This is a genomic window from Pseudoalteromonas sp. GutCa3 (assembly GCF_002836155.1).
Taxonomy (GTDB): domain Bacteria; phylum Pseudomonadota; class Gammaproteobacteria; order Enterobacterales; family Alteromonadaceae; genus Pseudoalteromonas; species Pseudoalteromonas arctica.
Genome location: NZ_PJBK01000031.1, coordinates 1 through 19,854, shown reverse-complemented (window position 1 = coordinate 19,854; position 19,854 = coordinate 1). Strand labels below are relative to the sequence as shown.

General features: G+C 36.8%; 16 protein-coding genes. 8 read left to right on the top strand and 8 right to left on the bottom strand.

What is annotated here, in order from left to right:
• The first annotated feature begins 28 nt into the window (after nt 1–28).
• Together CXF64_RS06230 and ccoG are read left to right on the top strand one after the other, a co-directional pair.
• The gene (locus CXF64_RS06230) at nt 29–1,447 is read left to right on the top strand and encodes a sigma-54 interaction domain-containing protein (protein ID WP_101216595.1); all 1,419 of its coding nucleotides are present in this window, start codon (nt 29–31) and stop codon (nt 1,445–1,447) included.
• Nucleotides 1,448–1,592: 145 nt separating this feature from the next.
• Complete coding sequence (ccoG, locus tag CXF64_RS06225) at nt 1,593–2,975, top strand: cytochrome c oxidase accessory protein CcoG (protein ID WP_101216594.1); 1,383 nt, start codon at nt 1,593–1,595, stop codon at nt 2,973–2,975.
• Between the two features lie 25 nt (nt 2,976–3,000).
• Here ccoG and CXF64_RS06220 read toward each other — a convergent pair whose 3' ends face one another.
• From CXF64_RS06220 to CXF64_RS06210, 3 genes are all read right to left on the bottom strand, one after another.
• Nucleotides 3,001–3,420, bottom strand: a complete 420-nt coding sequence (locus CXF64_RS06220; RefSeq protein ID WP_101216593.1) for a hypothetical protein — start codon at nt 3,418–3,420, stop codon at nt 3,001–3,003.
• Between the two features lie 145 nt (nt 3,421–3,565).
• A complete protein-coding gene (locus CXF64_RS06215) occupies nt 3,566–4,489 on the bottom strand; it encodes a M14 family metallopeptidase (RefSeq protein WP_007580360.1) in 924 nt (307 codons plus the stop codon).
• Between the two features lie 114 nt (nt 4,490–4,603).
• Nucleotides 4,604–5,341, bottom strand: a complete 738-nt coding sequence (locus tag CXF64_RS06210) for a hypothetical protein (protein WP_024608098.1) — start codon at nt 5,339–5,341, stop codon at nt 4,604–4,606.
• A 282-nt stretch (nt 5,342–5,623) separates the two neighbouring features.
• On the opposite strand from CXF64_RS06210, the gene CXF64_RS06205 reads away from it, so the two are divergent.
• Nucleotides 5,624–8,473, top strand: a complete 2,850-nt coding sequence (locus CXF64_RS06205) for a UvrD-helicase domain-containing protein (RefSeq protein ID WP_101216592.1) — start codon at nt 5,624–5,626, stop codon at nt 8,471–8,473.
• 126 nt (nt 8,474–8,599) lie between these two features.
• Nucleotides 8,600–10,870: a putative bifunctional diguanylate cyclase/phosphodiesterase gene (locus CXF64_RS06200; RefSeq protein ID WP_101216601.1), complete on the top strand. Its 2,271-nt coding sequence runs from the start codon at nt 8,600–8,602 to the stop codon at nt 10,868–10,870.
• Nucleotides 10,871–10,893: 23 nt separating this feature from the next.
• Here the strand turns inward: CXF64_RS06200 and CXF64_RS06195 are convergent, their stop codons facing one another.
• The 3 genes from CXF64_RS06195 to CXF64_RS06185 all read right to left on the bottom strand — a co-directional run bounded on the left by CXF64_RS06195 (nt 10,894) and on the right by CXF64_RS06185 (nt 12,892).
• Nucleotides 10,894–11,292, bottom strand: a complete 399-nt coding sequence (locus CXF64_RS06195; RefSeq protein WP_101216591.1) for a hypothetical protein — start codon at nt 11,290–11,292, stop codon at nt 10,894–10,896.
• Nucleotide 11,293: 1 nt separating this feature from the next.
• Complete coding sequence (locus CXF64_RS06190; protein WP_101216590.1) at nt 11,294–12,208, bottom strand: zinc dependent phospholipase C family protein; 915 nt, start codon at nt 12,206–12,208, stop codon at nt 11,294–11,296.
• 96 nt (nt 12,209–12,304) lie between these two features.
• Complete coding sequence (locus CXF64_RS06185; protein ID WP_101216589.1) at nt 12,305–12,892, bottom strand: hypothetical protein; 588 nt, start codon at nt 12,890–12,892, stop codon at nt 12,305–12,307.
• Between the two features lie 262 nt (nt 12,893–13,154).
• Between CXF64_RS06185 and CXF64_RS06180 the strand changes: the two genes are divergently transcribed.
• The 4 genes from CXF64_RS06180 (at nt 13,155) to CXF64_RS06165 (ending at nt 18,018) form a co-directional block, all read left to right on the top strand.
• The gene (locus CXF64_RS06180; protein WP_101216600.1) at nt 13,155–14,792 is read left to right on the top strand and encodes a cyanophycinase; all 1,638 of its coding nucleotides are present in this window, start codon (nt 13,155–13,157) and stop codon (nt 14,790–14,792) included.
• A 103-nt stretch (nt 14,793–14,895) separates the two neighbouring features.
• Nucleotides 14,896–15,144 (top strand): hypothetical protein, encoded by a 249-nt coding sequence (locus CXF64_RS06175; protein WP_007580368.1) that lies wholly within the window; start codon nt 14,896–14,898, stop codon nt 15,142–15,144.
• Nucleotides 15,145–15,434: 290 nt separating this feature from the next.
• A complete protein-coding gene (locus CXF64_RS20930) occupies nt 15,435–15,731 on the top strand; it encodes a hypothetical protein (protein WP_232783788.1) in 297 nt (98 codons plus the stop codon).
• 289 nt (nt 15,732–16,020) lie between these two features.
• Nucleotides 16,021–18,018: an ATP-binding protein gene (locus tag CXF64_RS06165; RefSeq protein WP_101216588.1), complete on the top strand. Its 1,998-nt coding sequence runs from the start codon at nt 16,021–16,023 to the stop codon at nt 18,016–18,018.
• 62 nt (nt 18,019–18,080) lie between these two features.
• On the opposite strand, the gene CXF64_RS06160 is transcribed toward CXF64_RS06165, so the two are convergent.
• Nucleotides 18,081–19,271 carry a hypothetical protein gene (locus tag CXF64_RS06160; RefSeq protein ID WP_101163932.1) on the bottom strand — a complete coding sequence of 397 codons (1,191 nt, stop codon included), beginning with the start codon at nt 19,269–19,271 and terminating at the stop codon, nt 18,081–18,083.
• Nucleotides 19,258–19,854, bottom strand: a 597-nt coding sequence (locus CXF64_RS06155) for an AAA family ATPase (RefSeq protein ID WP_157823663.1), incomplete at its 5' end; no start/stop codon positions are given. The genes CXF64_RS06160 and CXF64_RS06155, both read right to left, overlap by 14 nt.

The following is a 19,854-nucleotide window of genomic DNA, read 5'->3' as shown; positions in this document are numbered from 1 at the left end:
TGCTCGCGATATTTCGCGAGGTGCATTTATGATAAAACAATTTTTAAACGATCCTAAATTATTGCTAAACGCAGTAGGTGAGGGCATATACGGTTTTGACCTGTCGGGTAATGCGGTGTTTGTTAATCCTGCCGCTGAGCGCATGACAGGCTGGCGAGCAGACGAGTTATTAGGTAAAAAAATACACCAATATCATCACCATACTCATGCTGATGGCACACCTTATCCCGCTGATGAATGCCAAATATATTGCACCATGTTTGACGGAAAACGTCGTGAAGTTAAAAATGAAGTTTTTTGGCGTAAAGACGGTAGCTCATTTGCAGTGGAATACACCTCAACACCTGTTTATAAAAATGATGAGTTAATTGGTGCTGTAGCGGTATTTCGCGACATATCACTGCAACAGCAAACACAAAATGCACTGCAAGAGGCACTTGAGCAAGTAAAGCATTTAAGTGAGCAGCTAAAAGATGAAAACAACTACTTAATTGCAGAACTTAACGAAGATTGGCAAGACTCAGGGCTAGTTGGACAAAGTCATATATTTCAAACCATGTTAGATCAAATAAAACTGGTAAGTGAAACCGACAGCACAGTGCTTATACTTGGCGAAAATGGCACGGGTAAAGAATTAGTTGCTCGTAATTTGTATCGACTAAGCAAGCGTAGCGAACAAGCCTTTATAAAAGTAAATTGCGCCGCATTTACACCGAGCTTGCTAGAGTCGGAATTGTTTGGCCATGAAAAAGGCGCGTTTACAGGTGCCAATGAACGCCGTAAAGGGCGTTTTGAACTTGCTGATAAAGGCACCTTGTTTTTAGATGAAATAGCAGAGCTTCCACTTGAGGCGCAAAGTAAATTACTGAGAGTCCTGCAAGAACAAGAGTTTGAACGTGTGGGTGGCAGCAATACGCTAAAAGTAAATATTAGAGTGATTGCAGCGACTAACCGCGACCTGTGGGAAATGGTACAAAAAGGCACGTTTAGAATTGATTTGTATTATCGGCTTAATGTATTTCCTATAAAAGTACCCGCCCTTAAAGATCGAAAAGAGGATATTCCTTATTTATGCGCTAATTTAATTGCGCAGATAAATAAACGACTGGGTAAACACTTAAAAGGGCTAAGTAAAAAAGCAATTACGCAGCTGCAAGCCTACAATTGGCCAGGCAATATTAGAGAGCTGCAAAATGTACTTGAACGCGAAGCTATTTTATCTAATCAGGTTGTACTACAGCTAAGTCAGCCTTTGCAAGCGGGTGGTGAAGTAGTTATTAACCCTTCACTTACGCTTGATGAAGCGCAAAAGCAGCATATAACCTCTGTTCTTGTGTTATCGCACTGGCAAATATCGGGTGATAAAGGGGCAGCAGTTAAATTGGGCTTACCTGAGAGTACACTACGCTCAAAAATGCGAAAGTTAGGGATTGCTAAAAATTCGTGATATATCGCGAAGCGCGTTTAATATCGCGAATTTTATTTTACTGCGTTGAAATAAACTGTTTAGTATCAATGATGTAAATAAAGTTTCAGCTTGGTCTGAAAGTTGCAAATGCTTGCATAATACCCGTCATTATGAAGCAAGTACTATGAAGTTTGATATTAAAGAAGAAGACATGATCATTAAGCCCTATAACACCGAAGGGCCAATTTATATCCGCGAGCAAAAAGGATTTTTTCAGCGCATACGCCGTAATTTAGGTTGGCTGTTAATGCTAACTTTTATAGCAATACCGTGGATCCAATATAACGGGCAACAAGCTGTGCTGCTAGATGTGGCAACGCAAACCTTTACTATTTTTGGTTTAACACTCCTTCCTCAAGATTTTATGATTTTAGCCCTGCTATTTATGGTGGGGGCTTTTGCATTATTTTTTGTAACTAACTGGCTTGGTCGGGTTTGGTGTGGTTATACGTGCCCGCAAACTATATGGATGCTCATGTTTTCGTGGGTAGAGCAACGCATAGAAGGCACTCGAAATCAGCGAATTAAATTAGATAAATCACAGTGGACGCTAAGCACTTGGCGCAAAAAAATAACTAAGCACAGTGCGTGGATTATTATTTCAGTTTTAACCGCCACCTCGTTTATGGCATATTTTATTCCGGCAAAAAGTTTGTATATGGAAATGCTTACGTTTGAGTGGTCAGGTATAACGAGCTTTTGGGTGTTTTTATTCGCTTTTTGTACTTATGGCAATGCAGGGTTTTTACGCGAAAAAATGTGCACTATTGCTTGCCCGTATTCTCGTTTTCAGGCTGTTATGTTTGATAAAGATACGTTGCTTGTTACATATGATAGCGAGCGTGGTGAAAGCCGAGGACCACGTAAACGCAAAGCTGATCCAAAAGAGCTTAACTTAGGTGACTGTGTAGACTGTAACTTATGTGTAGAGGTATGCCCTGCAGGAATAGACATTCGAAATGGATTGCAATATGAATGTATAAACTGTGGCTTATGTATTGATGCCTGCGACGATACCATGGAGAAATTTGGTTACGAAAAAGGCTTAATTAAATACGCGAGTGAAAAACAAATGGAAGGTAAAAAAACCAATCCATTTAGGTTAAAACTAGTAGGATACGGCGCATTAACGGCTTTGTTAATCATTTCTATGTTTGCATGGATGCTGCAACGTACACCAATAGAAGCCTCAGTACTACGCGATAGGAATGCGCTTTATAGAGTGAACTACGAGGGCCTTGTAGAAAACCCTTATACACTTACTATTATTAATAAAACGCAGCAAGCACTGCATTACAGTATTGCCATAGAGGGTTTACCAGGGGCAAAGCTCTCAAGTCCGAGATCTACGCTTGTACAACCGGGTGCGATGAAAAGAGTCCCCGTTACTATAACAGCCGATGGTTACGATATTGAGCGTAAAGTGAGTAAGTTACAATTTATTGTAACAGCGCAAGAAAACGCCAGCATTACAATAACCAAAGATAGTCAGTTTTACAAAAACTAAGATTGATAAAGCAAGGTCAATTATTTTATATCAGTTGGCCTTGCTTACTTTTTAAGTTGTGAGAAATAAACTGTTTAGCGCTATCTAAATCGGTAAATAGGCACTCACTAAAATTAACGTTTCTTTTTGCACACTCTAAAATGCGCTTCATTTGATTTATAGCGATAGCTGATGTGAGTACAAACGCGCTACTTAGGCAGTTGTTTGCTTTCATTAAATGGCTAATATCTATCATTTCTTTTTCTGCCTCAGGCGTTGCAGCCAAAACATCAAAAGAATCACTAATATAGGCCCAAGGCTGATTTTTGAGTAACTTTATTTTTTCGCATAGTTCAATTTTAAACGCACGAAGAAGCCCTGAGGTGATGTATCCCGAAAAGTGAGCGATAACAACGTTATTTTCAGTATAGAGGCTTACCTGTCCATATTTGTTTTTAAACCCCAATGTATACTCCTTGAATTTGAGGGAAGGCTAACCTTATACCTTTAAATTCAATAAAACCAGTTCTTTTGGGTTGTTTTTTGTTATCAGATTGTTTCTTGGTTGGGGCGAGTACTTAATTTAATGAGTACCCGCTCTTGAACAGTGGTTAATCTTTTGTAGAGGTTGTAATGTAATTTAGCGCGCTCGTTATAACGGCTACTTGTGCCAAAATACATTCTTCATCGGTGGCAGTTGGGCTATCTGGGTACACTTCGGTAGTGGTTACATAGGGTGCATCAGTAAAGCCCATACATAAACCTAAATCGCGTGCTGCATAGTTAATCACGCCAAATTGCTCTTGAGGTACGCCTATTAGCTGGTTATTTTCATCGCTCGGTGCAATATGAGTGACCTTTGCAACGCTTTCTATAATGACTTTTTGAAACTCCGGCTCAGGCTTTTTGGTATCTGCAACTAAATAAAACCCGTCAGGTATGTTCCAGTTAGTATTTGTAGTGCCTTCACGCGCAGCGAGTGCGGGTCTAAATTCACTGTTATCACTATCTGTTGTTTCGTGTAAATCAATATGAGCGATTAAGTCAGTACCTAATGATTTTACAAACGCCATAATAGCGGCTGATTCTTGAGCTGGGCTTCCCTCGTAAAATGAGCGATTAGGATCAATAGCATCTGGGTTCCAGCGGTTTATAGTCTCATATCCCCAAGGGCTAATGCAGGGTGCAACAATAATATTAAACTGTTCGCAATATTGCATAGCCGATGTCTTAGCAAACCTAAGTGCGCCATGTACGCCACTGGTTTCGTAGCCATGTACACCACCGGTGATTAAAACAGTTGGTTTATTAGCATTAAAGTTAGGCGTTTTTAATATATATAATGGGTAAGTGCCAGCGGTGTAATTAAGCTCGCCGTATTGCTCTATATCTAAGGTGCTCTTAAGGTCATTAATTAGCGTTACGACTTCGTTTTGGTAACTGCGTTTAATGTTTTGGCGTGTTAACCACTGGGCTTTATCGTTGTCATTCCATTTTTTGCCAGGTGTGCCAATAGGGTATGTGCTGTTAGTCATAATAAACCTTTATATCAATTGTTATTAGCTCTCCTATAAATAAGGAGGGCAATTACAATTGGTAGAGTTACTTAATAAAGGCGTAGCTTAACGCTCAGTAAATTAGCGTGCAAATTAAAACGTTAAAGTCATATTTTTTATAGCGCGCGATTGCTGGGATTTAATATAGCTTTGGTTTGCGTATTCACCCGAAATACTACCGAATCGATCGCGTTTAACACTAATTGTTAAATCACACGTTTTACCTTGATCTACTTGCGAGCTGCTAAACATATCTAAACTTTGCAGATCTATTTCAAGGCGCGAAGTGTTAAGCGCAAAAAGCGTTGATTGTAAAAGTGTTTCATTATTATTGTTAGTGCAGCTACTGCTAAGTTCTACTTGGCTAGTACTATTAGGATCAGTGCCATCTAGCTGAACTGTAAGGGGACTATTAATATCAAAATTTTGATTGTTACTCGGGGTTAAAATAATAAAATTTAAAGGCAACTCCACGCTCGAATTAGCATTTATGCCATCATCCCGTTTAAATTTTATATCAAACTGTTGGTTATCGTCAGTGGCATTTATATACGCTTGGTAATCAACGTCTAAAAAGTCGGTATCTTTTGTAAGTACAATAGCAGTGCTATTAACAACAGCTTGTAATGAGTCGCTATCGCTTAAAACAATGTTAGAGCCATTAGCATCGCCTGCATTTAGTTCTGCGTTAACACGCGTGCGGTTACCGTCAGAAACTAGTTCAAAACCTGCCCAAATACCTTGTGTTTTTACTAAATCCGACTCTGTTTCTGACGTGCAAGCGCATAATGCTAAAATTAAAGCCGTTGTGGTAATGCATTTTTTAAGCATGTTAGCTCCTTTAAACCACTTAATTAGGCTGTAAATAATTGTTTAATTGGGAATATACCTAACAATTATATGAAGTGTAAGTTTGTATATGTGCATTGTTACACAACAAGCTATCTATAAATGTTTAAATTTGTTAATGGTTGTAAATAAAGTATTAACCACTAGGTTTAAAAACTAACTTACCAATTAAATTGTTTACTAAGTAAGCATCGATTTAGCGCTAAATGTATTACAAAAGAGTATGTTACAATTAAGGTAAAGCATATCTTCATATTGAGTATTATGGCGCAGTATATTGCTACTCCAAGTTGGCTAGGCCGTTTTTTTACCCGTATTAAACACGTAGCTATTGAACAAGAGCGCCTTGTTGTGCATTTTAGAGGTGCTCCCGCACGGACATTTTTAATTAAAGACTTTTATAATTACTCAATACTTAAAAACCGTTTATTTAGCGCCAAAATTAATTTGTGCGACAGTAGCAATACATCAATTAGCTTTTTAAACAAATTACAAGCGAACGCTTTAAATACGGCCCTTAACACGCGGTTTTCAACCCTGCTTGAGCAAAAGGTAAATAACGCAAAGATTTCGCTTAAGCGCTATGCTTTAGATGAGTTTTTACGTGATAGTTCCATAAAAACACTTAATAATGATGTGTTTTTGCTTACCAAGCAGTACGCTAAAAGTACAAGTGTGTGGCAACAACACTTATCGCCAAGTAGTATTAAATTTTTAAATATACTAAGCACCACACCCAATACTCACGATGCAATTGCACAGTTGCGCCATAAATATGAAAAAAAACAACTAACTCTTAAAAATGACTTTTTTAATCAAGTAGAGTCAAATCCATTAACAACAGAGCAGCGCTTAGCGGTAATACGCGATAACGATAAAAATTTAGTATTAGCGGCAGCAGGCACAGGTAAAACATCTGTGATGGTAGCAAAGTCTTTAGATTTAATAGCATGCAATATTGCCAAGCCTGAGCAAATTTTGGTGCTGGCCTATAATAAAACAGCAGCAAATGAGATTAAAGAGCGCTTTATTAAACGCGCCACGCATGCAAAATTGCATACCAAAGCACCCACTATTTTAACGTTTCATGCGCTTGGGCTTAAATTACTACAAAGTGCTAAAAAGCCAATCGAATTATCAAAATTTGCAACTGACCCAGTTCAATTAAATAGTTGGTTAACTGGGTGGGTAAGTAAAAAAATACAAACCGAACCACAGTTTTTAAAAGCATTTTTAGATTTACTCCATGAGCCGATTGATATATTTAGCTTTAAAGATAATGCACAGTACGAGCGGTACGTACGCGATAACGAATACCGTAGCCTTGCGGGTCATAAAGTAAAAAGTTATCAGGAAGTGCTTATTTCAAACTGGCTACATTTGAATTGCGTACCGCACAGTTATGAGGTGAATTATCACTTTAGCCAAGGCGCAGAGCTAAGTGGGCAATACCAACCAGACTTTTATATACCTCAATATGATATTTACCTAGAGCACTTTGGCATTGATAGGCAAGGGAATACACGTGCCGATATAGATAAAAAACATTATAACGAGCAAGTTGCATTTAAGCGCAAACTGCATAAACAAAATGGCACCACCTTACTCGAGACCTTTCATTACAACTGGGTAGAAGGAAAGCTAGAGCAAACCCTCGCAAAGCAATTAAAGAAGCATAATGTTGAATTAACACCTTTAAGTAACGACGAAATATTTCATACTTTAAATAACTCAGGGCAGTTACAGCAAGGGATTGATAAGTACATAAAATGTTTACAAGCTATTCGAGTGGAGCAACTAAGTAATAAGCAAATAGAACAGCGCATTAAGCAAAGTGGTATTAAAAATTACCAGCAATATGCAAACTTGTTAGTGCAAATTCATGATGCTTATATAAATGAACTAAACGCGCAAAGTACCATTGATTTTGACGACATGATTATTCAAGCAACAAAGGCGATAGTAAGCGGAGATTTTAATATTCCATGGAGCCACATTTTAGTTGATGAGTTTCAAGATATATCAAGCGCGCGCATGGCTTTCATAAATGCCATATTAAAACATGGTAACGGAATACGCTTTACTGCTGTTGGTGATGACTGGCAAGCAATTTATCGGTTCTCGGGTGGTAATTTAGCGCTTACTACACGCTTTAATGAATTAGTGGGCAGCCACTCTCTTACTATGCTGCAAAAAACATTTAGATATAACAATAGTATTAGTGATGTAGCAGGGCGTTTTGTAATGCAAAACCCTGAGCAATATAAAAAGCAGATCAGCACACATACACAAGTAACCACACCACAAGTTATTTTATTAGACGATTTATACCAAGGTACTAAATCGATAGAAATGAAAGTACAACAGAGCATAAGCACTATTCAAAAAAATGATGCATCAGCGAGCATTGCCATACTTAGTAGATATAGATACATGTTAAATAGCGTGCAGCAACATTTAAAAGATAAAAAGCATACAAACTCTCTTTATTTTTGGACATTGCATAGCGCTAAGGGGCTTGAAGCCGATTACTGTATTATTATTGGTTTTGAACAAGGTAAATTAGGGTTTCCTAGCGATAATCAAAATAATGTGCTGGTGGAGTCGTTATTACCAGAGCAAGATGAATTCACTCACTCAGAGGAAAGGCGTTTGCTTTATGTAGGTATTACGCGTGCTAAACATAAAGCGTATTTAATTGCAGACCCTTATGCATGCTCAGCGTTTGTAAAAGAATTAGTAAATGACAATTATCCCATTCAAATCGCTTCAACGTTGTTTAATAAGTCGCAACTAAAGCAAAGACAGTGTAGTACGTGCAGCGACGGTTTAATTGTGCCAAAAACGGGTCAATATGGTGATTATTATAGTTGTACTAATACGCAAATTTGCGAAACTAAATTACGAGTGTGTAAAAGCTGTAGTGGCCCATCGATTGATAAAAACACGTACTCACAATGTGTGAATACAGAGTGTAAAACGCAGCACCCAATTTGTGAAAAGTGTGGTCGCGAAATGCGTAAACGCAAATCTAAGCACGGTGAGTTTTTAGGGTGCAGTGGTTTCGCTCTTAAAGATGATAACTGTAAAAACACTCGAAAAATGATTGTTTAACGGCTAACAGGTAGGTTTACACCTGTCTATTTTATAGAACTATGTAAATAGAAATTATATTCATTTTATTGATTTTAACAAGTTATCAATGTCTAATAGAAGAATGAGCTTTAACTGTTGTTTATTATGCATTTTTTCAATAGGTTCTTTTTATTAAATGACCATTATTCAGCCCCTGGTCAGGTTGCCAATTGGCGAATAAGTGCACTGCGCATTATTCTATCATTAGTAATGGTGTTATGCTTTGCTGTGGCGTGCCACACGTACACAAGCGCTATTGAATTTAACTTAATTTATATTGTTGTATTAACAAGCAGCTTTCTTGCTACTGCATGTGGTTTACTTATAGCAAGTAAGCGTTTTTATCACTTTAGCGCTCATGCACTTTTAATAGCCATTGTAGCTGCTAGCGTGTCAATGAACTTATTTTTAACAGACCTAGAGCTTGCTAAAGTGGGCTCTATGTATATGTATTCTTGCCCGATAATAGCACTTATGCTACTTGGTTATAGAACAGCTCTTGCTTATGGCGTATTAAATATTGCGCCGTTTTATATGATCATCAATAACGTTGATGTCTCGGGTTTAACCGGCATAGCTCAACAACTTCCCGATGCTGACTTATACATTACAGGGCTTATATTTTTATTTTTTAACATTTGTATTCCCCTTGCTGTGGCGCGCACAATTGTGGCTGCTAAGCGTTTAAACAAAACAATGATAAGCGCTAATACACACCTTAAAGATAAAAATGAGCTTTATCGAAGCCTGTTCACCGAATCAAATAAAGCCAAAATTATTGTTGACGAAAATCTTGTCATTACTGATTTTAATCAACATGCTATTGATATGTTTGGTATAAAAAAAGAATTAAAAGAAGGAAGCGTTAATCTTTCTCATTTATTTCCTACCTTAGTCTTTGACGACTCTAATGCTCAAAATAAAATTGTGAAGTACAAAAAAAGTTATTTTAAAGCCAGTTATCAGCAAATAACAATGAGTACAAACTACCGTGTATACGACTTTTACGATTGCACGCAAGAGCAGCTCATTAAACAAAACTTATCGATGATGGAACAAGAAAATAAACGTTTACGCTTTAGAGACTCGCAAACAAAACTACCTAATAGAGAATGGTTTGAGCTGCAATGCGACAGATTAACAAGCAAATACCAAAAAGGTTTTTATATCGTTGTTGCGCAAAGTGCAAATAGTGAATACTTAAATTTGAAGCTCACTAAAGCCGACTCTCAAGCATTACTTATTAACGCGTACAAGCGTTTAAAAGCGATGCCAGATGGGCCCCTTTTGTGTGCTCATATAGGAGTAGGAAAGCTTGCTTTTATAATTGGGACAAACTCGCAAAGCGAGCTTGAAGATAAGCTATTAATGCAAATAAAAAATACATTAGATAAAACATATAATGTATTTGGCACTAAGTGTCAGCAATCATTTTTATTTGGTTTTGCAAAGTATCCTGATCATGGAAAAAACAGCACAACAGTACTTAGCAATGCATGCGAAGCACTTAAACTAGCAAATTGTAATATGCCTCTAAGTGGTTATAACGAAAAACAATCACAAGCTTTTATCGAAAAATACGAAATTTCAATGTTATTAGATGAAGCGCTTCAACAAGGCGATTTGTCGGTGCACTATCAACCTAAAGTAGATGCAACGGGTCAATGTATAGGGCTTGAAGCCTTAGCGCGTTGGAACAGTCCAATACTGGGTAATGTGTCGCCAGTGGTATTTATTCCTATTGCAGAAGAATACAGAATGGTTAGTCGGCTAACCGACCTGATTATTCAAAAGGTGTGCGCTCAAATTGCTGATTGGACTAAGGCGGGTTTACCGAGTGTGCCGGTGGCAATAAATATATCTCTAATTGATTTTAGCCAAACCGATTTTATGTCAAAACTGGTTAAATACCTTGCCGACTTTAATGTAAAGCCACCTCAAATAGAGTTAGAACTGACTGAAACCTCTCTTGAGGCAAACCAAGCGCATTCGCTAAAGCTTATGCAAACGCTGCAATCGTGGGGTTTTACTATTTCGGTCGATGATTTTGGGGTAGGTTATTCTAATATTGCACGCCTTGCCGATTACCCTATTAACAAGCTCAAGTTAGATCGCTCATTAATAAGCCAAGTAACGAGCTCTACGCGTCAAAAAAGTTTAGTTAAAGCGGTGCACGTTATGTGTGAAGAACTTGATATTAAGTGTGTAGCCGAAGGAGTAGAAACCCAAGAGCAAGTAGCAATAATGACGCAAATGGGGTGTAAAGAATTTCAGGGCTTTTACTTTGCTAAACCAATGCCGGCCGAAAATTTTGCAGAGCATGTTAGCCGCCATGGCTTAGTGTTTAACCCTAAAGAGATGACGGCTCAACTTTAAATGTATAGCGGGTATTTTACTACCTAATTACAGAGCTGTTGGGCGTTTATGGTTATTTCGCACTGATGAATAGCCTCAGCTCCCCAATGCTGTATATCTGATTGAGCAGTGCAGCCTGCATCTTCAATTAAAGCAGTATTGGCATCACATAAGAGTAGCACTGCGTTATCATCTTGTACGTTTACAATAAGCGTGTATTCCCCAAAGGGTGCAAGTTTTCTTAAATCGTTATTAACAGCAGCTTTTAATAACTCATCAGTTGTTGAATAGGGTGTTTCACTAAATTTTAATGTGCCATCAACGGCTGTAGCAATATCTTTTAATTGCGAGGCTAAGTCGGCCATCGCTTCTGGATTGTTATTTTTTGAAGTGTAGCAACCGCTAAGTAATACTATGAGGCTTATACAAAGTAAGTGTTTCATTTTATTTGCTCCATACCGTCATCGTGTTGTGTTCATCGTAGCCTGTATCTAGGTTCCAATTTTTAATTGCACTGTAATCAGTATCTAAAAATACGGCATTGGCAATAATGGTTATGTAGTGCTGAATGTTACTAACGGCAAAGTCAAAAATATCGTTGTAGTGCATAGGCTCGTGCGGCGTTTTTAGTTGTTCAATAAAAGTGGGGTCTACTTCGTTTGGGCGAGGATAAAACAAGCCTAAATCAGCAGCAACATGGCGTGCACAGGCAAATAATCGATAGCTTTCTTCAACATTATTTACTACAAGCTGAAAACCGTTATGCCATGAATTAAAGTTAGGAGCGTGTTGTGCTGCGTAGCTTGGGTGAACCGTTAATAAAGCATGTTGCCAAATTTTTGCAATATCGGTATCAAAATTATCGTCTTTGTTAGTACAAGATCCAATATTTTGTTGCACGCGATCAGCATAACCTAATTCACCTAAGTTTAAACGTTGCCAAATAAACGCATCTTGATTCATTTCGCAGGTACGGTGCGCCGTTTGATTTTGCTCATACGGGCCTACTTTTAATTCAACAACCGGATGCACTGTTATATCTGCAGCAACATGGGCCATATAACCGCATAACCAAGCAAAACACTTTTCAAATGCTTCACCTTCAAGTGTTTTACAGTGTTCAATCATGGCTTTAAGTAAATCGCCTGTGTGCTCATAGTGCATTAGGTCGGCCCACGCATTTTGGCTAGGCTGCGCTACAGCTAAGTAAGGATAATCGGGGGCTACACAGCCTAGTTCAAGGTATGCTTGGCGTTGGCTTAAAATAAGCTTTGCTTTTTTAGGCATATCCATTTTAGCGAGTGACTTGGTTTGCGTTGCAATATTAACGGCTGTGATGTGCGCAAAAGCACCTGGCATTGTCATATCCTTATGATTTATTAATAAGGGTACAGATTAACATTGAGAGGGGGTTAAATAAAGCCAAGTGAAGTGCTTGTGAGTGTTTAAAAGGGACTAAATTAACTGTTCAATTAGTTGTCCATCTTCGTACAGCTTAGCATATTGGCGTTTATGTTCTTCAAACAGATAGGCGCGTAATTGCTCTTGTCCGCTATGAATCTGAGTGATTTTTGCTGCAATCCCTAGGCTACTTTGCCTAACGGGTTCTACATCTATCGATATGCTTTCTTTGTTGGGTAAGGTAAAGCTCATGTGCTGTAATTTTTTTAAGCTCTCTCCACTTTTTAATGGTTTTAAAAATATTCCAGTACTGGAAATCGATTCAATATTAAAACCTTGGCTTTTAATATTTAGCTCACTCCAGCGCCAACTACGTTGAGTGCCCTTTGTATCAATTACTTCTGGTGCGCTCAAAGTGGGGTTAATTACACCTAACTCATCAATTTTTAATTGCAAGGGAAACCAAAGTTGGTAATTAGCAACTTCAGCAAGCAAAGTTAGATTAGCGTGGGTAAAAAGGTGAGCAATACTCGCGGGTATAGAGCTTTTCATTGTAAGCATATGGTCGCGAGGGGAACGTTGTTTTGTATTTGGTTTGAATAACTCAGCAAAAAAATTTATCTCTTCATTAGAGAAGTCCATATTTCACCCTAGTTACATAAAACAATGCACCACCGTAATTTAAACAATGAATTTGATCAATAAATGCTCTGTTTAAATTTGTTTAGTTAATATTTATAATGGCAAAAGGGCAAACTAAACAACGTATTTAAATGAAGTGCTTAACGCTATCGCTTTTCAGGGGCTTGAATTATTTAACATTTATAAAAATATATTTAGGCTCAAGTGGCTAGCTGTTAAACTACAACATATTAGTTTTATAATTTATATTAGAGTTTACATTATGATATGTGCATTTTTACGTGATCAACAGCCAAAGTTACTAGGTATGTTAGTGGCATTGTTTGGTGTTGGATATTCAATAAATGCAGTGGCTCAAGAGCAAAACCAAACTTTAATTTTAGTGGGGTCAGAGCTTACTACCTGTACTAGCGCAAAGCTTAACAATTGCCAAAAAGAGACTGCTATTGATGGTAAGTCACATAATTTATATGCTGTTAGCAACGCTCAAATAAAAAACATCACGCAGCACTGGCCTAATAATAACGTTGAGGCAAAAACGGCTGTATTAAAAACACTTAAAACCTTGCTAGGTAAATCGTCAAATAGCGTATCTAAAACAGATTTATTATGGCTATGGCGCGATATAAATAACCAGCAATTAGAAAGCCTGACTCAGCAAGAATACAACTTTGTATTTGATATGCTAGAAGTGCCGCTACTTGATAAAAACGGTGAGCGCTTAAAAGAGCAAGTAAATACCGATTTTAATATTGAGGTTGCGACTAATAATATTTTACAATTTGTGTCGGGCAGTTTAAAAGTTAATAACGCAAAACCCACCATACTTGCTATTACGGCATCGAGCCGCGACCCTTATGAGTCGGCAGATGTAGCGCAGAGTCTTTTAGCACAATCAAATATAAACACTCAATGGTTAGCACTAACGCCAGCACTTGCTAAAGCGATTACGAGTAACTCGTGCGATGAATTACCCGCTCTCAGAAATACATTAATGAATGTGTATAACCGAGAAGCAATTTATCCAGAGTACACAAAGGCCGAATACGCTTTATGCAAAAGTGGCACTAATGCACTTGTATCACTTATTAAAAATAGTACCGGTGTGATGTTTAATAGCGGTAATGCAGCATTAACTCACAAGGTATTATTTGATCAAAACAATAACCCATACCCGTGGACGCAAGCATTGCAAACTCGCCCAGTAATTGTAGGTGAAGGCGCGGGCGCAGCAATCCAAAGTAAAGTGACGGGCATGCTTACAAATACGACAAGCCTTGAGGCACTTCGCAAAAATGAAAATAACATTAATGCTGGTGGACTTGGCAGCTTTAATTTTGGTGTACTAGATACTCAATTTAGCGAACAAAACCGTACATTTAGGCTTACAGCAGCGTTAAATAAAAACGAAGTAAAAAATACTAAAACAGAGATTCAACATGGTTTTGGTATTGATGAAAATACGGCTTTGGTTGTTATTAAATCATCAGAAGGTGGTTTAATAACCGTAATAGGCAAAAGTGGTGTAGTGCATTTAGCTAACCAAAGTAAAGCACAACCTGAGAGTAAGAGCTATAGCTACTCGTACTGGCCTACAGGCAGCGTAATTGATATTACCAATAACACGTTTATTCTAAGCGAGCGCACCATAGACCAAGCGTTACCGGCTATAAAAATACCTCCATTGCCTGTGCAGCGCTTTGGTGCAATTTTAACAAACTCAAAACTGCGCTCACTTACTCAAGCTATGTGCCTAAGCCAAGAGCAAAGTGCGGTAGCTCAACAAGATGAGTTTATAATTAGCCTTACAGCAACGAGTGACACACAGTATCATCGCGTTAATGCAAAAGAGTTTGGTTGTGCGCTAAGCAATTTAGAGTTAGCTATAAAGTCGATTTAGTTACTAACCTGAGCCAAGGGTTTAAGTTTTTGGCTCTTCTCTATAAAATAGCCACCATAATGATTTAAAAGCCTAGCCAAGGCCTTACTAAAAGAGTTTTAAAATGAATAATGAAAATGACGTAATTGATACTTTAGCCGAACTAGAAAGCTTTTTAATAGATGTCGAAAACGGTGGTTTTGGACTTAAAGGTGTTGCCGGTGTTGGCATGGCTACTAATAACAAAGATGGCAGCCGTTTTGTTGCTGTGTTTGACGATAATCAAAAGCTACTTTTAGCACGCATGATTACAGAAGACGTATTCCAAACAGGGCAAGACATGGTACGTAATGGTGTAGGGCGCAAGCACTAGTATTATTTAGTTAGAAAGCGTCAATTGACGCTTTTATTTATTGGCTATTATAAGTTTAAAGAAATAACCCGCCGCGAAATTTTTAAAAGATACTTGATCCAATAACAGATAGAGGCGCAAAACGTAGTCTATTCTTACGCAAATGTTTAAAGAGGCTATTCAAGCATTTGAACGTCTCCCCCAGTTATGCGTAAGCCAACAAGCCATATACGCATTCTAATGCATAACTAACAGGTTGTTGGCCAATAGAGGTTACAGGCGCACAGTGGCAAGAGTTTAATTTTGACAAAATGATATGGACAATCCCAGCCGAGCGCGTAAAACAAAACAAATATGGCGAAAGAACCCATAAAGTACCGATTACTCAAAATATGGTTATTTTGATTGATGAGTTACGGGCAGCATTTGGCTATCTCAATTCTAAATATGTATTTCCGGGTACAACAACTAATAAATCAGGCCCAGGTGAGCAGCCTATTGATAGGCATTCATTATCGCGCTCTATTCGCCGTAAATTAGAACAATTGGGAGTACCAAAGTTTTGTACCTCACGATTTAAGAAGAATCGTAGCAACTCGTTTAGGTGATGCAGATATTGGAGCCGATCCCATAGTGATTGAAAAAATACTAAACCATCAATTGCAAGGAGTACAGGGCGTTTATAATATGCAGACGTATATGGACAAGCGCCGCAAAGCTTTGGAAGAGTGGGGAAGAAAACTCATAGTATAAATGCATGTATGCTTTCAAATTAAAAACTAGCCGTTTGTGCATAAATACTTTTTCTATCTCAGTTTCAATGAATTGATAGTTGATTTTGTGTATTATTAGATACTAGTAATTGTTGATTAGAACTTTTAATAGGGAAGATTTAAAGTGCAAATAGATGTTAAAGGTAAGGTACAAAATCTTACACTATCCCCAAATGATCGCCTTGTTCCTCTATTCGAGGCTATCGTTAACTCAATCCAAGCCACGAATGAAGGCGATAAGGCAGATTTAATTGTTAAAGCCTTTCGTCAAACAACCCAAGAAGTTTTGAATGGCGAAGACCTTGGATTTCAGCAGATAGAATCGTTTGATATTCTTGATAATGGGGCGGGGTTTAACGAGGACAATTATCTTTCATTTAAGACGGCTGAATCGACATACAAATCTAGCTTAGGTTGTAAAGGAGTTGGCCGTTTCACATGGCTTAAAGCCTTTGAATCAGTTGAAGTTGAGAGTACTTATGTAACAAATTCAGCAATAAAAAAACTGACTTTTAATTTTTCTGTTGATGATGTTGATTTTGAAAATGAAAAATTAATCGATGCTGATGCATCAGATAAGTTAAGAACTAAGGTTTCCCTTCTAAGAATTCAAGAACCTTATAGAGGACGATTACCTAAAGATTTAAATAATTTAGCTTCAGAAATTATAGAACATTGTTTGATTTATTTTTTGGAAAAAAAAGTTAAGTCGTTTAAATTAATAGATGATTGCGGGGGGCAGATTGATTTACTTCTTCTTTTTGAGACTACATATTCTAAAGAGATAGAGCAGAATTTTTTTTCTATCGGTGCTAATGATTTCAAAGCTTATTTCTTTAAAAATATTAGAATAAATAAACAAAAAAATCATAAAGTTTTTTTATGTGCTGACTCACGTTCTGTAAGAGGTTATACATTAAAAGAATACGAAGAAAATATCCCGCCCAGCTTTGAAGGTATAGATGGTAATAAGTTTAATTTCTCTATTTATTTAACATCGGGCTACCTTGATCAATACGTTAATCAAGAACGAACAGGTTTTATGATCGCCGAAAAATCAGACATGTGTGATGATGAGGAGCTGCCTTCCATAAGTACAATTATCATTGAGTTGATGGTTGATGGAAGAACAGTATTTCAACCTTTCTTGGAGCCCATGTTTGTAAAACATCGAAAAATGATTGAACAATACGTTAATCATGGCGGTTATGAATACAGACATATAATTAAAAACCGCCCATGTTGGCTAAATAAAATCCCTTTTGACCTGTCCGATGAGAAGCTTGATCTTGAGTTACACAAACTGAATCGAAACTATGAAATTGAGTTAAAAGAAAAAGCGTTGAGCCTTAAAGATGAAATAAAGCACAGTAAGATAAAAGACTATTCGGCCTATAAGGATTCTTTGAAAAAATATACTGCTGATTTAAACGAGATAGGTAAGTCAAACCTTGCTAAATATATCGTTCATCGCAAAGCCGTAATAGATGCGCTTGAATTTAGCTTAGAGTTTCAAGATGATGATAAATATGCTTTAGAGGATACTGTTCATGACATCATTATGGCTATTCGCTCTACTAGCGATGATGTACAGGAGCATAATTTATGGCTAATTGACGAGCGTATGGCTTATCATAAACACCTTGCATCGGATAAGTCTTTTAAATCAGTAACGGATATCGATTCCAAGGATCGACCAGACTTATTAGTTTTCAATAATCCTGTTGTTTATGGAGATGATAAACGTGAAACGTCTACTGCTATTATTGTAGAATTTAAACGCCCAATGCGTAACAACTATAAAGATTCTGATAATCCAATTGATCAAGTTACTGGTTATGTACTTAAACTAAGAAAGCCTAATCAAATTAAAGATGATAAAGGTCGAGAAATTTATTTAGATAAGCAAATACCAATTTACTGTTATGTTATTTGTGATTTAACTTCTTCAATTCGTGATATTCTTGAGGTTAGAAATTTTAAGCCACTTTTGGATAATCAGGGCTATATTTTTTATAACGATAACCTTAATACTGTAATCGAAGTGATTTCGTTTGATAAGCTCTTAATCGATGCGAAGAAGAGGAATAAAATTTTATTCAAAAAACTGAATTTAGAATAATTTAGAGAGGTAGTTATAGCCATATAAGCTGTCATTACCTTTGTTCTCTTGTATTCATAACATCAATCCGCTATATCATAACTGCGACCTGTTAAAAAATTAAGGGCGTCTATTTTAAGCTTCTGATATTGTTCTTTGGTTGGAGATTTATCAAGGTCAACATCCAAACGTAGACGAATCAAATCCTTACTATTTAGTATTTCTTCAGCATTTTCATTACTCGTATTTAATAATAGTTGGTAGCGCTCATCTAGTTTTATAAACCAATCTTTTACGTTATTTTTATTATGATTCGCTCGAATTTTAAATAATTCTAAGTTTTTATCTAAATCATTATTAAGCTTATTAACCGTTATATCTAAGGCATCTTTACTCCGGCCTTCATCAAACATAAAGTTAAAATTAAAAAGTATCTCTTGAGTTATTCCACTTATATATGGATGAACGTAGCCCAACATTGAAGCGTCTCTTTTGTACCTTTGATTACAACGCCCACCTGCTGGAATTAAATTTGATAGTGTTAGCGCTAGAAATGGAAACTTCGATTTTGGAAAGAAATGGTCCAAATCTGGTCTTGTTTCTGCTCCTTTCTCATTTATCGTTTCTATATCCTCATTGTTGCAATATGGGCATATATCCAGACTCAAACCATTAGTAATTTCATGCCCAAAAAATTTTGATATAGCTTCATAATTAAAAACTTTCACAAATTCATTTACCCAATCAGGATATAGCGCCTTAATTTTATCGCTCAAAGTATGATTACCAATTTTCATTGAGTTTAATGATGTTAACTGCGCTTTAATATCTGAAGCTAATACTGCACTTTCCATTTTACGAATAATTAATGGTAGGTATATTGACTGTCGCTCATTTGATAGCAATCGAAGTTTGATAAGAACTTTTTTGTTGATAGCTTTTATTATTTCTTTTTCTGTTTTTTTACGAATTGGCATCGATGTAACTGACGGATCTAAATCAATATCTTTTAAGTAATACTCTAAACAGTACCTCTCTGAGAGTTCATGTAACTTGTCGTAAATGATAAATATTTTTTCATATAGTTCATTGGCATCACATAAGACCAAATCTTTGATAAATTGGTCAGTAAATAATGCTGATATGCGCTGTTTATCTATTTTTGATGCTTTCAAGGACATAGCAGAAAATGCAGGAATTAACCCTTCAGTAACTACTTTCTGTTCATAGCGGTTAAGAAAGTTTTCGCTAGGGTAATAATTAACTTTTATCATCGTGACCTAATATCATTTGCTGTATATTTTTGCTTTTTATTATTTTGATTAGATTGATATCTTGTAAAGACAGCGCATTTTTATTAGAACGATTTAGTAATAGATTGATTGCTTTTTTTGAATGTTCACCGAAAGTGGAGTTTAGGTGCATACCCTCTAAATAGAGATCAGTAATATTGGAGGCAAAGCCATAGGACTCTACTACTTTAGTTTTGTTTTCTTTTCTTTCAAGAGAAACGATGTCTTCCGGTAGAAAGTCACTTATTATTATAGGTGAATGTGTGCTTAAAATTAATTGAACGGTATTATCTGGAAACTCAATTTTAATAAATTCAAGTAATTCAGAAAAAAAGCTTCTCTGCCAGTCTGGATGAAGATACAAATCCACTTCATCCATCACGATTAGATGATTAGACGTAGAGTGATTTTTTTGGTCATGTATATAATTATATAGCTCAGAAAAAATATTTAGTTTTGCAAATTCACCAGTAGTAAACCCATTCCAACCATACAGAAAGTTATTTAAAAAAAGTGGAGGTAGTGTTGAAATACAATTAGTTAATTCAATTATAAGGTCTGTATT